At 36.6% G+C, this 15,526-nt stretch carries 11 protein-coding genes; 1 reads left to right on the top strand and 10 read right to left on the bottom strand.

What is annotated here, in order from left to right:
- The 6 genes from DB42_RS07270 to DB42_RS07295 all read right to left on the bottom strand — a co-directional run.
- The coding region (locus DB42_RS07270; RefSeq protein ID WP_044882389.1) for an NACHT domain-containing NTPase at positions 1-2,256 on the bottom strand (2,256 nt) is incomplete at its 3' end.
- A gap of 62 nt (positions 2,257-2,318) precedes the next feature.
- Positions 2,319-4,589 carry a hypothetical protein gene (locus DB42_RS07275; RefSeq protein ID WP_044882390.1) on the bottom strand — a complete coding sequence of 757 codons (2,271 nt, stop codon included), beginning with the start codon at positions 4,587-4,589 and terminating at the stop codon, positions 2,319-2,321.
- Positions 4,590-5,346: 757 nt separating this feature from the next.
- Positions 5,347-5,697 (bottom strand): RNA-binding protein, encoded by a 351-nt coding sequence (locus DB42_RS07280; protein WP_039384536.1) that lies wholly within the window; start codon positions 5,695-5,697, stop codon positions 5,347-5,349.
- A gap of 406 nt (positions 5,698-6,103) precedes the next feature.
- Positions 6,104-6,460, bottom strand: a complete 357-nt coding sequence (locus tag DB42_RS07285; protein WP_039384534.1) for an RNA-binding protein — start codon at positions 6,458-6,460, stop codon at positions 6,104-6,106.
- 385 nt (positions 6,461-6,845) lie between these two features.
- Positions 6,846-7,529, bottom strand: a complete 684-nt coding sequence (locus tag DB42_RS07290) for a hypothetical protein (protein ID WP_044882391.1) — start codon at positions 7,527-7,529, stop codon at positions 6,846-6,848.
- Positions 7,530-7,545: 16 nt separating this feature from the next.
- Positions 7,546-8,190 (bottom strand): hypothetical protein, encoded by a 645-nt coding sequence (locus tag DB42_RS07295; RefSeq protein ID WP_044882392.1) that lies wholly within the window; start codon positions 8,188-8,190, stop codon positions 7,546-7,548.
- Between the two features lie 312 nt (positions 8,191-8,502).
- Between DB42_RS07295 and DB42_RS07300 the strand changes: the two genes are divergently transcribed.
- A complete protein-coding gene (locus DB42_RS07300; RefSeq protein WP_044882393.1) occupies positions 8,503-10,098 on the top strand; it encodes a peptide ABC transporter substrate-binding protein in 1,596 nt (531 codons plus the stop codon).
- A gap of 333 nt (positions 10,099-10,431) precedes the next feature.
- Here the strand turns inward: DB42_RS07300 and DB42_RS07305 are convergent, their stop codons facing one another.
- The 4 genes from DB42_RS07305 to DB42_RS07315 form a co-directional block, all read right to left on the bottom strand.
- On the bottom strand, positions 10,432-12,075 hold the full coding sequence (locus tag DB42_RS07305; RefSeq protein WP_044882394.1) for a diphosphate--fructose-6-phosphate 1-phosphotransferase: 1,644 nt from the start codon (positions 12,073-12,075) through the stop codon (positions 10,432-10,434).
- 35 nt (positions 12,076-12,110) lie between these two features.
- Complete coding sequence (locus tag DB42_RS07310; protein WP_042244227.1) at positions 12,111-12,905, bottom strand: S9 family peptidase; 795 nt, start codon at positions 12,903-12,905, stop codon at positions 12,111-12,113.
- 744 nt (positions 12,906-13,649) lie between these two features.
- Positions 13,650-13,826, bottom strand: a complete 177-nt coding sequence (locus tag DB42_RS11290) for a hypothetical protein (protein ID WP_155117466.1) — start codon at positions 13,824-13,826, stop codon at positions 13,650-13,652.
- Positions 13,827-13,842: 16 nt separating this feature from the next.
- Entirely contained in the window at positions 13,843-15,264 is a 1,422-nt protein-coding gene (locus DB42_RS07315) for a lipase maturation factor family protein (RefSeq protein WP_052436057.1), read from the bottom strand.
- Between the last annotated feature and the right edge of the window lie 262 nt (positions 15,265-15,526).

Raw genomic sequence — 15,526 nt, forward strand, 5'->3', positions numbered from 1 at the left:
TAGCGCCTCCTTAGAAAACTCGCCTCCTTGCTTTGCCACTGTTCCTAAAGCATCGGCAGCATGCTCTTTGGCAATATAATCGCCCTCCTTGAGAACTTGGACAAGAGTATCTAGCGCCTCCTTAGAAAACTCGCCTCCTTGCTTTGCCACTGTTCCTAAAGCATCGGCAGCACTCTTTTGGGTACTATCATCGCCCTCCTTGAGAACTTGGACAAGAGCATCTACAGCTTCCTTAGGAAGCTTGCCTCCTTGCTCTGCCACCTCTGCTAGGAAAAAGTTAGCAAGCAACCTGACATGAGGGTCCTCATTGTCCTTAAGAACCTTGTCCTTAAGAACCTTAACAATCAATCTTACTATTTCTAAAGATAATCTTTTTCCTGTTGTTATGAGGTTTATTAAGTTTCTTAGCATATTTTTTATGGCGTGTGAGTCGGATAATAATCTTTCGATAGCATGCATTATTTTAGGATGATTAAGGAGATTTATATTTCTAAGCAACTCTTCAACGTTTAAACCTAACAATGATAGACCTATCATATAGTCTTTTACAAGCTCAATGAAGCCCTCGTACTGCTTCACCTGAGCAGGATTTTGACACTCTTCAAAACAATTCGCAATCAAATGGAGTTCGCTTCTGACAGCTAGGTCATGAGGTTCAGCAAAAAGATCATCAAAAAAAGATTGTAGCGGGTTTGTATTTAAATTCAAATAGAACCGATTATTGGTGATAGAAAGGGAAATATAGCCAGAAATCATGCGCAAAACTAGGCTATAACGCGGTTCAAATTTGTAATTCAGTAAAAAGCTTTGGCATGCTTGTCGATTTTCTCCTTGAAGATATTGATTGGCAACTTTTGAAGCTGTTAAAAATTCTTGAAAGGTTAAGTGAATAAAATACCCTTTTTCTTTGGGGATGCGGAGAAGTCCACAATCTGTAAGCTCGTTGGATGTGATGGCGTTACCTCTAAAGTGATCAATTTCTCTTATCTCCAAATAAAGGGTATTTTTTTTTATGGCAAAATCAGCCATTTCTTCAAAAGCTGTGGCTATTTTGGCTACTTCTTGATTATAACGCAGGTTGTTCTCTGTAAGAATTTTCTCCTTAGTTTGACTGGATCGGCCTTGATCAATTCTTCTTAAAAGAAACCATTTATACATCCAGTTAACAATGCGTTCGTAAATAGCCGTCATTGTAATGGATTGAGTAGAATCAAAAACCTCTGGATCTTCGTTAAAGAGGCAGCAAAGAAGAGTCAAGTTAATGGGAATTTGCGCAAGACTTAAGACCTGGGGAGAGCTTTGTAATAAGTGGGAAAGTTTTTGTTTTTTTTCTTCTGCTTGAACTTGTTTGAAAAATCTATCGATATAACGTTCGACCCCTTCTTTATCAAAGCCTAAAAGCTCTAGCTCACAAGAACGGTTAAAAGAGCAACTTCCAGGTCGTGAGGTAATTAGAATATGGGGAAATAACTCTTTTAGCTCCTTAAAGGCTGTAGCCAGGCTTGTATTTCCTTGAGCTTCTGCAGAAAGCTCATCATAACCATCTAAAACAAGAAGAGTTTTCTCTCGCAAAGTGGCATCGTTTATGCAAGCCTCACTTGCTCTTAAATCAATTTTGCCTGCATATTCCCTAGCAATAAGATCAGCGGGAGTATACTCTTTATCAGCAGGATATTTCTTTAAAGTAAGGTTTCTTAAGGGAATCCAAAAAAGATAAGAAAAAATGCCTTGCCAAAGCTCTTCTTTTGCCCAGCGATAGGCAATGTAGTGGCATAAAGTGCTCTTACCAATTCCTGCCGCGCCTTGAATGTAAATTCTTTTAGCGTTTTCTTTTTCAAGGCTTTTGTGCTCGAAAAGCTTTTCAATTTCAATATTCTCTTTAGACTCATAGATGGTTTCAGAAGTTGGGATGTGATCATCTTGTAATTGCTCAGAATGTTTATCAAGTGCTTGGTCACGCACTCTTCTTTCTTTGCTTTCAATGATCGCTAAACGTACATAAATCTCTTCTAAAGGAACTTTAAATTCCCACTCTTGCTCTGCTTTGATCCTAAAAATAGAAAGAGTTTTCTGAGAAAGGTAAAGGCTTTGAAGGGAGTTAATGAGAGTTTGTGGGTTTAGGGGTACTTGAGACAAGGGCTGCAAGGCATGGTATTGAATAATAGGTTTAGATTCTATATGCAGCGTTGCATATTGCTCTAAGTGGATTTGACTAGCGTTAGCCTGGACATTAAAATGTCCAGGCGTAGTTTGCAAAGCTGTAAGACTGTGCTCACAACCATCTAACCCATCAGCAGAGCGCTGTACTGATGGGCTGCTTACTTTGGGTAGTTTCCAAATACCCCCGCGGCTAGCAGTTGAGCCGTTTTGTCAGAAGGATTGGCCACTACTGCGGATTGAGAATGAGACTCTTGATCCATCTGGCTCACCCTTGCTTTTCCTCCTTTTATACCCATTACCAAGTTTTTTGCATGTGGGCCTATCCTATGATATTCATCTATAGCACTCCCTTCAGTGGCAGGTTCTAGAAGCTTGGGAGTTTGCAGAGGCACTGGAGGGGGAATAACGGATGGTGAATCTTTTATCTCTTCTTTTTGCTCAGCTTTAAAAAGGATGCGTAAGTTTTTTCCCCATAGATAGCCCTTTTGCTCTAATCTAGAAGCGCAAACCAGGCCGATTAATTTAGCGCTAATCGATAAATAAAGCTCTTTCTCCTGTTCAAAATAACGCGTTTTTTCTTCTTCGGTAGAAAGAGCACGTAATTGTTGTATTAATTCAAGTGTTTTTCTAGGTTTTTCAGCATCTAAAATCGTAGGGTTTGATTTAATACGTTGGATAATTTTTGCTTGATCATTTAGAAGAGCTAACTCTTTCTGTTTAAAAGTGCTATAAGCATTGTGTCTTACCTGTTTAGCTTTAAGATAGGTAAATTTAGGTAAATCCTTTCCTTTTTTACCTTGGGCTAAACGTTTTATGATCCCATCATCTAATTCTGCATTGCGTCCACTAAAAATAAGGTTAAAAAGTCGCTGTCCATACTTGGCTGTATAATAAGCGACTTCTTCAGAAGAATAACCTTTATGCATTAATTCTTTACTATGTAAAAGCTTAAAGCCTACCTGCTGCAGAGCTGAGCCTAGTAAAGTTTGTTGTGAGATAGGAAGGTCTGCGGCACCGCTTTGCCCATTAACGACATGATACACAGCGGACCGACACACATAAGCTTCATTAGCAAATGTGCTTGCTAGGATTTGATAACCTTGATGCTCTGTTTGCAGCTGAGCTGTTTTTATAATGTTTTGGCGTAGTGAATCTTTTAACTTACGGCAACTTTCTTCCAATACAGCGCAATTCTTTTGCTTTATTTCAATCAGCTCTTGGATATCTTCATCGTCACTATTATGGTCTAATTTTTTTAAGTCGGCCAATTTTTTATCTAATGCTTGCTTTTTTGCCTCTAATGTATTTATTAAATGCTTTCTTTCACTCTTTAAAACTAGAATTTTTTCATAGCACTCTGTACATTTCTCTAAATGTTCAACATAGAGTCTGTTAAGAGCTGCAATGGTAATGTCTTGTTCATGTACCAATAGGGGGCCTAATTGACGTAACTCGTGCTTTTTCTCATCAAGGACTTTCAAATGATGGCTGCGTATGTTTTCTACCCCTTGAAAAATGGTATCATAATCCTGTTGGCAAAGTGAGATGTGGGCTCCTTGGGCATCATTAGGCAATTCTATTTCAAGAATTTTACCTAACCTTTTTTTAACAAAATCTTTAAATACTTGCCATTCCTCTTGCTCCAAGCTAGCATGCAGAGAGAATAAACTTGCCGCCATTTCTTGAACATGTTTTTGATATTTATACTCTTTAAATATCTTGGTAAATTCTTCTTCAGAAAAAAGCCTCTCTCCTTGAATTAAGGGATTATTTTCTTCATCATGAAGAAATTTGGGATAGATTTCTTTATCTTTGGCTATAGTATCTGTATACGCATTAGAATCTCGTTGGGAAGCAGAGGTCATCTTGAATAGTTCTTCCGAAATGCTATAAAAACCATCAATAATAGCATTAGTGATCCGACCTTCCAAATCGAGCCCTTCCCTTTTAATCCTTGCTTCTACATGTTCAAAAAAAGAGTTTTCTCCTGTAAAGGTGGTTAGAATAGAAGTATCAATATCGGAGGTTAATTTGCGGCTGCCAGGAGCTTTAATAGCAATCTTGCACTTTTGCGACTTTTCTACACCTGTAGGCACATGAGCTGTTTTTTGGGTGACTATAAATTCATACCATTTCGCCGTAAAGGTATAGCCATCAGTAGGTGTTTTCGCTATCCTACCTGCTATTCCTGCTGCTAGATTAAAATAAGAAGAGGGAAATATTCTTAAAATTGCTTCTCGGTAGCTGGCATAGTCGACTATATCGCGGTCCTCTATGTGGGCTTGCATCTTCTGGGCGGCTTGCTCTTGAGCCCCCTCCTCTAGGCGTAAAGTTGTAACGTAGTGTTTTTTAAGGGTTTCCCAATCGGTGTCTCCTAGTTGTTGAAACCGCTGGATTGCAGAAAAATCTTGTTGAATAGACATAGACATAGTGACCTCTTTGGTTAATTTAATACTATGTTATGAAAAAATGAGTCTCCTAATAAACAGGGAAAAGGTAATTAATTTCCTCCCATTCTTTGATTTACTCATAACTAAATGGTAGTTAAGAGTTTTAGTTTCATGCAAGTTTTTTTTTTACTTGAGCATAATTCTTTAGCATTAAAAAATATCTTTATTAAAGACTTTGATGATCTACCCCACATTCGGTAAGTTAATTTCCATGAGTATATAATTTCTGAAAAAGGGTCCTCAAACTTGTAATATATGTTTTATATTAGAAGTTAAATTAAGGATTAACTCTTTCATACCTTCAGGGGTACATTTTATCAAGAGATAAACACCTTTAAGAACTCGGAAGATCCAACGCAGAATGGGCATCTTTGGGGAGGCTTTCCTAATTGATTAATAATAGAGGTAGATAATCATTGTAATTGTTGACGCAAGTGAAGTTAAGTAAAGATATAGACCAGCAAGCAAAGACACATAATTACGGCTAAAGCTATAATCCTTTGCTCATTTTTAAAGAATGCCAAATAGATCTAGTGACGAGCAGATGCCCTTGCTGCCATCTATAAACACGCCCTGAACTTACAGAAAATGAGCCATTCTTGCTCGGCCCTAGATTGGAAGTTTTTATTAATCTGCTGATGGGCTAATTTTTCTTTTAACTGGGCTTAAAAAATTAAAAACCATGATTGTTTAAATCATGGTTTTTAAAATTTCTGGATAGAAATAAGGGCGTCTATTAATCGTAATTTCTATCACGATTAGAACGCTGTCCTCCTCTAGAATAGGAATCTCCACCGTTGCCACGAGGGCTTCTACTATCACGGCCACCACCTGCACCTGGTTGGCGCTCTTGGGCGGGACTTAAATGAAGATTACGCTCTAAGAAAGGCTTTTCATTAAGTTCGTGGATGCATTTTGCAGCTTCATCATCAGCTTCCATTTCTACAAATCCAAAACCTTTAGATTTGCCTGTATACTGATCTTTAATAATTTTGATAGAGACAACAGTTCCAAAAGCTTCAAAAAGAGGCTTTAAAGTCTCTTCACTTGCTTTCCAGGATAAATTGCCTACAAAAATTTTCTTCATATGGACTCCGTTTGAAATATTATAATAATTTTTTACTGTATTTTTTTATGTTTAAAAGCAAGTATTTAAAGGTAAGAAGAGCTAGCATTAGGGTGGTAAGCAACCGCTCTCCTTTGCTAACTTTTACTTAAATGCTTAATTTATAAATTTTTAGATCCTTGTGGCTTACAATCGTAAGGATGTGAAAGAATATTAAAAAAATTTAGCATGAATTCTAGTAATTTAATAAAGTAAGATTATTTTATATAATTGATAATGCTTCTATTTACCTGTATTTCTAGCTTCTATACTTTATTTAATAACTAAATCTGCCTACATCGTTTTATTCAAGCTGCGAAGTTAAAAAATTGGAAAAACCATGGCTTAAACCATGGTTTTTAGAAATCGTTTAAGATCGATAATCTTATTACTCAGATGCAAAAGATCTATCTCGATTAGAACGTTGACCACCCCGGTGATAGGAGTCCCCACCGTTGCCGCGAGGGCTTCTATTATCACGACCACCACCTGCACCAGCTTGACGTTCTTGGGCGGGGCTCAAGCGCAAATTACGCTCTAAGAAAGGCTTTTCATTAAGCTCGTGGATGCATTTTGCAGCTTCATCATCAGTTTCCATCTCAACAAATCCAAAACCTTTAGATTTGCCTGTATACTGATCTTTAATAATTTTGATGGAGACAACAGTTCCAAAAGCTTCAAAAAGAGGCTTTAAAGTCTCTTCACTTGCTTTCCAGGATAAGTTGCCTACAAAAATTTTCTTCATATGGACTCCATTTTGGGTTGGTTAACAACTGCAATACTAAAGGAGAAAAAGAGAGATCTATAAAAAGCTCTTAAGCGCTAAGAAAGAATGATTTATAAGATAAAGGCTATTGGTACGAGCCCTTAGACTTTATAAGTAAACTCTGTTGGGAAATCTTGAAAATTTGACATCTAATGAAGCCCAAACATAGTCCAAGAGAAGATTAAAAGATTTAAAATTCTCTAGTTTCATAATTTTTCTTACGACTTTAAATACTTATTAGATACTAGCTCGCCTCATTAAATTGCAGATACTCAAATTATCAGCTTTTTTTAGATTAATGTCTACAGATTTGTAAAATTATAATTTTTAGCCTAGCTGATTCTTTTATAAAAGTTTTATCAGCCTACTGAACTTTATACTTTAATTTTTGAAAATAAAGAAATCTATTCACAAAATCTTCTGTTAAACCATTAAGAGTTTTAGTTAATAAATCGGAAAAATCTTTTTTTGGTGAAGTAATCAGCTCTTGTTTCTCCCAGGTAATTGCTTGATAAATAATTCCTTTTTCCAAAGAGACACGTTTTAGAATAACAGGTTCAAATAAACGACATGAACAACTAGCAGTATAGAACTGGTCGATAGAATCAACTAACACTAGGACATGAAACAGAGGTAAGAAAGGCTGGTTAGCTTCATGCAAAGTTGTTGAGCTAATCCCTATTCTGGCAAGTTTTTCTTGAATATGCCCTTTCAGTTCTTCTTCATTAATGTCAAAATTCTTATTCTCGCCCTTCACTAGCTCTAAAGTTATGCGAATATTTGGTTTTAAGTTATATAAATTATCGCTTCCCACCCACTGATTGTCTTTTAAACTTACGATCCCTGGCAAGGTAAAAGGGAAGCCCTCACTTGAAATAGGATTTAAAGGCTTTTTAAAGGAAATAAGAGGAGCTTTTAATGATCCAGAAGCTTGAGCAGTAGAAATAGCCGAAGGATGGTGATTAACTGAAGAAGAAGGTGGATCTGCACACACCATACTCGCCTTCAAATGCACCGCTAAAATAAAAGCATAAACTATTCTTATCATAGACTTCCTTAAAATATTAGTTTTTCGTAGAAAAAGACAACAGACTAGGAGAGCTATCTTTATTTATTGTAAAGGATTTAAAGAAGTATTCGAATTCTAAGCTAGGATCAGCTGCCGATTTAGACAATACGGATAAAACATAGAGTTTGTTTTTAGCTAAAAAGGCACGTCCTTTAATAGTATAAGACTCATTAGTAATTAAAAATTCTACATTTTTAATATCCTCTAGGCTTCCTTGCTGAAACTTTTCTAATCTGTTTCCTGGATTTGATACTACCATGTCATCGACAATATTTTTTAAAGCCTTTTCACTATCTCGTATTTTGTTTACGTCTAAAAAGGATATTACGCTAATCATAAAGACATGATCATTATTTTCTGAGACATACATCTCATATTGCTTAGATTCTTTAGTTTTACTATCTAAGGCCCGATCGGTAGCGTGCTGGGGTATACTAGGAAATTTTGAAGTAAAGCTTTTGGAAGCTGGTATATAATCTATCCACCCTTCAAGAACAGGCTCAGAAACGCTGCCATTTGCTTTATAGGAGTTCTTTGAAGCCAGAAACATGTCGTCTACAATATTTTTTCCGTATCCATACAAAGTAAAAGCTCCAATTAAACTTACAATAATACTACCCACTAGAAAACTTTTGAACATAGACCATCCCATCCACTTGTTGTATGATTAAATTTTTTTATAACGGATCCCTCATAATGCTACAACAAAAATAAGAAAGGAAAAATTTTTGCTATTTTTATCAGCAGAAAATGCTAGCTAAATTTACTTTACGTCTTTAAAAATAATTCATTTGCTTTGAGTGATAAATAGATAGATTTAAATAAATTAATTAATTGAAAAACAAGGCTTTTATCTTTATTTTTAAGCTTGCTGGAAAGAATAGCTGCTTGGCTTGTATTTGATTAATAGACCTTGCACACCGTCTGGTTTTGCAGGAGGAGGAGAATAGATATGAAAGAAAATTTTTCTTTACTCGCACTTATTATATTTTTGCTTTCAGCTTGCCAAAATGAAAAGGTGCCTAAAAAACAAGAAGCTATACTTAGATTGGCTTACGAGGAGTCTCCCTCCAGCATGGACCCACGCTATCCAGCTAATTTAATTACTAAAAATCTTTTGCATATGCTCTATGAGGGTTTGATGAAGATAGATCATCAAGGCAACGTTATCCCGGCAGTAGCCCTATCTGTAGAAGTATCTGCTGATTTAAAAACTTATACTTTTGTTCTCAGGGATACAAGATGGAGTGATGGCACTCCTTTAACAGCAAAAGATTTCGAACAATCATGGATGAGTGTTTTACTCCCTTCTTTTCCAAGCAAAAACCTTGATCTATTCTATATAATTAAAGGTGCCAAGGCATTTAAAGAAGGAAGTGGCTCTGCAGAAGCAGTAGGCATTAAAGCGTTAGATTCTAAGCATCTAATGATCCAGCTGGAAAAACCTACTCCTTATTTTTTAAAGGCTGTAACCACCCCTCTGTATTTTCCCGTTCATCCTTCTCTAGGATTCGTACAGAAAAAGGAAAATTATCCCTTAGCCACTAATGGCCCCTTTAAAGTTAGGGAATGGAAACCCTCAGAAAAAATTGTTCTCGTTAAAAATTCCAGTTATTGGGATGCAAAAGTGGTTGCTATCGACGCTGTTGTCTTGTCGGCAAAGGATGGAAACAAAGCTTACAAAATGTTTGAAAGAGGAAAGGTGGATTATGTGGGCTCCCCTTTAAGCCATTTACCCTTACAGGCTGTGCCGACCTTAAAACACCAAGAGCTATTAAAGATTAAGCCTGCAGCAATTATGCATGGGCTACACTTCAATACAAAAGCTAACTTCCTAAGCAATGTCAAAATACGTAAAGCTTTTAACATGGCCCTAAATAGAAAAGTTATTGCTGAGCTGGCTACCCAAGGAACTAACTTGCCTGCAACAGGGATAATTCCACCCCTAGCAGATTGGGAAGCTATAAACTACTCTCAAGACAATGATCTTCCAGCAGCTTGGCAATTATTTCAAGAGGCTTTGCAAGAAATGAAAATGGATAAAGATTCTCTCCCTCAGCTTACCTTAACTTATGCTAATACAGACATACAAGGAACAATTGCTCAAGCTGTGCAGCAGCAGTGGAATCATGCATTTGGCTTTACCATTCAGCTACAAAAGCAAGAACCTGAAGTTTTCGCCCAATCTATTGAAAAAGGAGATTACCAAATCACGTTGAATTCATGGGGTACAAGATTTAGTGATCCTCTAGGCTTTTTAGAAAACTTTAATTATAAAATTTACGATCTCACCCTTAGCCAGAACGAAAACGCAAAATATCTTGATTTATTAGCTTCTTCTTACTGGGAAAAAGATAGTGATAAACGTAGAAAATATTTAGAAAATGCTGAAAAGTTTCTTATGGACTCCCTGCCTATTGCTCCTTTGCTTTTTGGTTCTTTCCCTTATGTAGAAAGCGAAAATTTAGGAGGTATAGGACTATCAGACATAGGGATTTTAGACATTAAATATGCCTTTTTAAAAGATATAAATGAGGGTCCTCCTTAATCTTTTAAGCCTATTATTAACTTTAGCAATAAGCCTAAGAAGGCAGTCCTGATCAAAAGGAAAAGGCTTTTCAACCTACTCCCTCTCCATTTAAAGGAGTTGCTTCAAGATAACTACATAAGCGGCTGTTTAAAAACATTGGACGAGGTTCTCTAAATTTTATTTTTTTATTTAGAGATCTCCTTTTTGTCCTCAAAAAGCCTTTCCTTTACTTCAATTAAAATATATTTATCACTTTTTTCTGCTATTACGGCCTATTGCCTCCCCCCTCCTTGCCTAGTTTAGAATATCTTTATAAAAATCTTCTCATAAGCGTTAAAGCTTGCCTATCTGCTATTTTTTGTTCATTAGAGTAAAAGGCTTGCTATGGGTGATTTCTTCAGGGCCAAAAAACTGCATAGGGCCAGGATTGATATAATCATCATTTAAGCGCCATTTGACACTTTCTTGCTTAAAATAATTAAAGATAGGGCTTGTTAATTCGACTAATGCTTTTTTAATCACCGGCTTAGTTTTTCCATGGCGTTCTTCTAAATGAATCATAGAAACAAGAGGCACACCACAAAGTTCCCAATTTTCTATAGGCTCATTCAATTTTTGTATGCATGCCATATAGCCAGTTGCTCCCGCCTGAATCAATAATGTAGCTAGATGACCTAAGGTATAACAGTATTGGCTATCGAAATTAGAAGGTAAGCAAGCGCGACCTTCATAACCGCAAAATAGAGGCTGAGGATTAAATTTTACCACGGAATTTTGAGCTAATCGTTTTGTTAACTCTTGACGGACAGTTTCAATAAGAAGACGCTCGGTATCAATTTTAGCTACTTGTACATTGCCATGAGGGTCACGATCCAGCAATAACTGCATTTGAATATCTTCGGGTAAAGTTTGTAAGCTTTGCTGAGCTTTTAAAGAAAGAAAAGATTTAATATAATTAATTTTTTCTTGGTTAGGTATTAAAGATTCAATTTTTTCAGCATATATTGGCTTTGTGCTTAAGAGGGTATTTAATTCTTTGATGAGGATTTTGTATTCTGGAATAAATTCAATAAGCCCTTCAGGGATCAATATGGCGCCATAGTTTTTGCCACTTTTAGCACGTTCAATTATTAAGTCCGCTATTATATGGGTAATATCTTGAAGAGTCCATCCTTGCGCTTCAACTTCTTCTCCAATAAGAGCCAAATTGGGGTGGGTGTTCAGGGCCACTTCGAGCACAATATGAGAAGCTGTTCGCCCCATAAGCTTGATAAAAAATGTATATTTCTCTGCCGATAAAGCATCGACAAGAATATTTCCTACAAATTCAGAATATGTTTTTGTGGCCGAATCAAACCCAAAAGAAAGTTCAATAAATTCATTTTTTAAATCCCCATCAATTGTCTTGGGTACACCAATTACTTTAGTAGCCATTCCCTGGCTTAAAAAATACTCTGCAAGCAAAGCGGCATTTGTATTAGAGTCATCCCCACCCACGACAACCAAACCATCGAGCTTTAAATCTTTTACAGTTTGAGCAGCTGCTAAAAATTGCTGTGAGGTTTCTATCTTTGTCCTACCTGCTCCAATTAAATTAAAGCCCCCTTGATTTCGATAAGAAGCTAAAACTTCCGCATTAATTTCTATATATTTATTTTTAACGATACCATCTGGCCCTCCTAAAAACCCAAAGAGCTGGCTATCGACATGCAATTTTTTTAAAGAATCGAACAACCCAGAAGCAATATTGTGTCCCCCGGCTGCTTGACCTCCAGAGAACACAAAGCCTATACGCATAGGAAATTGTTCTTGAATTTGGCTCTTTGCGACTTTTAAGTGAGGTCGCTGATAAGTATGGGGAAAGAGATGTGCTAAGGCAGAATCTTTCACCACTAAATTGCCGGTAGGAATAAGAGCAAGTGAATGGATGTCATTTAATAAAGGAGGTAACAAAGGTTGATATTCCATGCGGATTTTCTGTAAGGTGCTAGGCATAAAAGCTCCTGCTCTATAAATTACTATTTATTTCTTCACAATGTGGCTTTAAACCAATTGACTGTTTCAGCAATAACTAACTCTTGATCATTCTTATGGGTAAAATGATGGTCCCCTTTTGGTATTTTTATAAATTTAGAGGTTGCTCGCGCAGTTGAGCGTTTATTTTCATATAGGTTTGCATGATCTACTTTAACCACGCTATCTTTTAGCCCGTGGATATGCAACAAAGGCACATCGGCTAAGGCTTCTAAAGTAGGTGCTAGATCAACATTGAAGAACTCCTCAAAAAATATAGGGCTACCTTGTTGTCCCTCAATGCTTAGCAATTGTTCGCGTACCTTTGCAGGTGTATGAACGTCATGGAAAATGCGCCAGGCCTCTTGCCACTGTGCTGTGTTATATAGAGGAGCCCATAAAGCAAGGCTTTTAATGTTCTTATGCGAGTGCGCTGCCATAAGAGCTATGGCCGCACCGAAAGAGCGGCCCATAACACCTAGACGATAAGGATCAATACGGGCATGCTTTTGCAAATAGCTTAAGCTGGCGCCGGCATCTTTTAACAATCCTTTCACACTTGCTTCGCAAAAATCTCCATCGCTATCGCCACAACCTCGAAAGTCTATACGAAGGGATGCTATTCCCCTCTTTGCTAATTCTTTAGCTAAAGTGACAGCAGTGCGAAAACGACCTATCTTATTTCCTGCTAAGCCATGGCACATTAAAATACCAGGAACTTTTTCTCCCTTTAAAGGAAGGTGTAAAACACCAAAGAGCTTGTATCCTTCCACTTCAAGAACGATAGCTTCTTTCTCCTCTACTCTTTCCATTGAAATCTTTCCTTTACATTCAGGCAGGTTAAAAGCTAAGCCTCTGAGAGCTACGGCTTATACTTCAATTAACTAATTACAGCGCATAGCTATCTAATAATTTCCTAGCGATATAGACAGGAAGAATGCAGATGCATGGCCTGCCTGGTTTAGCAAGACCACTAATATATTGCCCTTAATGCGTACAAGTACAATAAAAAGTAGATATGCTTTAGATGCAAAGCCTCTTTCTTCTTCTTAAGCAATCTGATTTACCTTTAATTGCACGCCTCAATCGTTAGTTTTTTCTTTTTTCTTCACTTTTGCAATTAAATTGTCTTCAAATGTTTTATATATTACGTCTATAGGCCCGGCTGTCAACAAAAAGATGCAATTATTATCTTTAGCGGATGAAACCAACGAGCTAGCAGCTCTATAAATAAACATTAAAAAACATTTTGCTAGGACTAAACTTCTTGATTTTAACTACCAATGAGGTCTTACCTCTAGCGAGGTAGAAATAGTAGTTGCTTTATTATTTTTACTGTCAATTGAACGCACTCATCTACAGATATCAGAAGAATACTATTTCCTAGCCACCTTGAAAAGGTGGTGCATTATTTATTAATTAATCGATTTAGTAAATCTTTGTTTAAAGGACCGGTCAAGTATATCCTTTGAAAGACCGTTAGCGCTATTAATACTTTTTACGACCTGATCAATATCCAGCATGGCTAGGTAAGCCTAATCTTCTTTCTTAAAGATTCAAAGGATTTTATGAGTAGTAGAAGAGGCATTTAAAAGCCGATCAAACAATTCTTTTTCAACAGCATAAATTTTTTCCACATTAGATAGCCTATCCAATCTGTTTTTTACACTTGTATCATGGCTAGAAGTTCTTTTATTGGCGCTACCTATGCTATTTTCCTTTGTATATTCCACACAGCCTTCCTATATTTTAACTTTTACTCACAGGAGGCAAATAAATGCCTACATAGTGACGTTTCCACCAATTGCCTGACTCTTTTTTCTCTTGAAGTGTTGTAAAATGGTATTCATAGAGATTAGCTCGCATATATGTAGGAGGCTTATCAGGAAAAGGATTATTTTTCATCAATTTTACAACTTCTGGCGAGTTTTCCATTAATCGATAGATAAAACGTGTAAACCAGGGATTGTGTTTAACTTCTCCAAGGGCAGCAAACCAAAGCTGCCAGTCTAATCGTGGCTGATAAGGCGCTGCCTGGCGAGGAGAAATTTTAAGATTCCCAGGCTTCCATTTAAATTCATATATTTTCCATGTCCTACCATCCTCACTTCCTTGCACTTCAATTTCATAACGCCGAGTAACCATACATGAAAACAGGCCATATTTATTGACAAGATAAAACGGACTTATTATAGCAAAAACCCGCTCTACCAAAGGTAAAGAGCGAAAAAGCTGGACAAGTTGGAAAAAATTTAGCACGATCAAAGATATGGCTGAGATAGAGACCCAAAGAGAAGTAGATAGTTCTCTTGGAGAATTAGAAAGTGGAAGGTAGGGTTGCAACCAGGGCAAATAATTATCTTCCAAAAGCATAAAACTAAGCGCAATCGTAAGCCCATTAAAAAAAGTAAAATTACCTGTTAAGATTAGGATCGATTGGAACAATACAAGGATAAGAAAGGTATAAACTCTGAAGTCTGGATTAGTAAAAATAAAGAAAGGTAAAATAATTTCAAAAAAGAAGACAGCAAGCGTGGATAGTTGAGATAACCATTTGGGTTGATGATGAAAGAAATAAGCTATTTTATTAGGAAGCGGCTGCGTTTCATAATGATATTGCATGGCAGATAGATTCCTCCATTCCTGGCTCCCTAATAGAAATTTCACTATCCCTGAAGAAAACATTAAACGAAAAAGGATAACCCACAATAAGAATACAGCAATAGGTAAAGGAGGCGATTGTAAAGATAAAAGGAAACCAGCAAACCCTACTTCTATCAATAAAACATCCCATTGAAAAGACAAAAAATAAAGAGAAGGAGAAACATAAGATAGATACAATAAACAAAGAATAAAGAGCATCCAGCTAACAGCAACCCCACAAAGCACTAGGCTTGCCCCTATTATTCCTACTAAGGCTACTCCCTTTAGCATTCTGTCACTCGTACTTATCCAAAATATAGAAGGTGTTTTTAAATAATGCGTATATGTTTTGCTCCTTCGCATGCCGCTAAAAATCTCCTTCATAGGAAGGATGCCTTTAGACCCATATAAACCTTTCACTTGAATAAATAAGGACCAGAAAGCAAGGAGGTAACATAAACCTAACAATTTGATAAATGCCCACTGCCCTGCTATAAAAGTAGCATTTGACTCTATAAAATCTTGCATATACCAGCTTAATGTGTTAATTGATAATTATTTATTAGCAAATTGCCTAAATAATCAGCTCAAATAAGTGAATTCTTTATTGAGTCTTTTTTATATTATTTCATCTCTTTAAAAATTTATTTTCCTTGCAGACTATGGCCCTGCTCTCACCTATTAAAGGAGATAATAATTTCAACTTTTTCTTCCCTAGTTAGGCCCATCATCCATATAAAATATAGAGGGCAAACATTTCAGTTTCCTGCTAAAAATTGATAGTAGCCTG

It is taken from the genome of Neochlamydia sp. EPS4 (genome assembly GCF_000813665.1).
Lineage (GTDB): Bacteria > Chlamydiota > Chlamydiia > Chlamydiales > Parachlamydiaceae > Neochlamydia.

Excerpts from the sequence above, each read along its gene's own strand:
- DB42_RS07275 (WP_044882390.1), bottom strand. The coding sequence starts at position 4,589 with ATGTCTATGTCTATTCAACAAGATTTTTCTGCAATCCAGCGGTTTCAA.
- DB42_RS07280 (WP_039384536.1), bottom strand. The coding sequence starts at position 5,697 with ATGAAGAAAATTTTTGTAGGCAATTTATCCTGGAAAGCAAGTGAAGAG.
- DB42_RS07285 (WP_039384534.1), bottom strand. The coding sequence starts at position 6,460 with ATGAAGAAAATTTTTGTAGGCAACTTATCCTGGAAAGCAAGTGAAGAG.
- DB42_RS07290 (WP_044882391.1), bottom strand. The coding sequence starts at position 7,529 with ATGATAAGAATAGTTTATGCTTTTATTTTAGCGGTGCATTTGAAGGCG.
- DB42_RS07295 (WP_044882392.1), bottom strand. The coding sequence starts at position 8,190 with ATGTTCAAAAGTTTTCTAGTGGGTAGTATTATTGTAAGTTTAATTGGA.
- DB42_RS07300 (WP_044882393.1), top strand. The coding sequence starts at position 8,503 with ATGAAAGAAAATTTTTCTTTACTCGCACTTATTATATTTTTGCTTTCA.
- DB42_RS07305 (WP_044882394.1), bottom strand. The coding sequence starts at position 12,075 with ATGCCTAGCACCTTACAGAAAATCCGCATGGAATATCAACCTTTGTTA.
- DB42_RS07310 (WP_042244227.1), bottom strand. The coding sequence starts at position 12,905 with ATGGAAAGAGTAGAGGAGAAAGAAGCTATCGTTCTTGAAGTGGAAGGA.
- DB42_RS07315 (WP_052436057.1), bottom strand. The coding sequence starts at position 15,264 with ATGCAAGATTTTATAGAGTCAAATGCTACTTTTATAGCAGGGCAGTGG.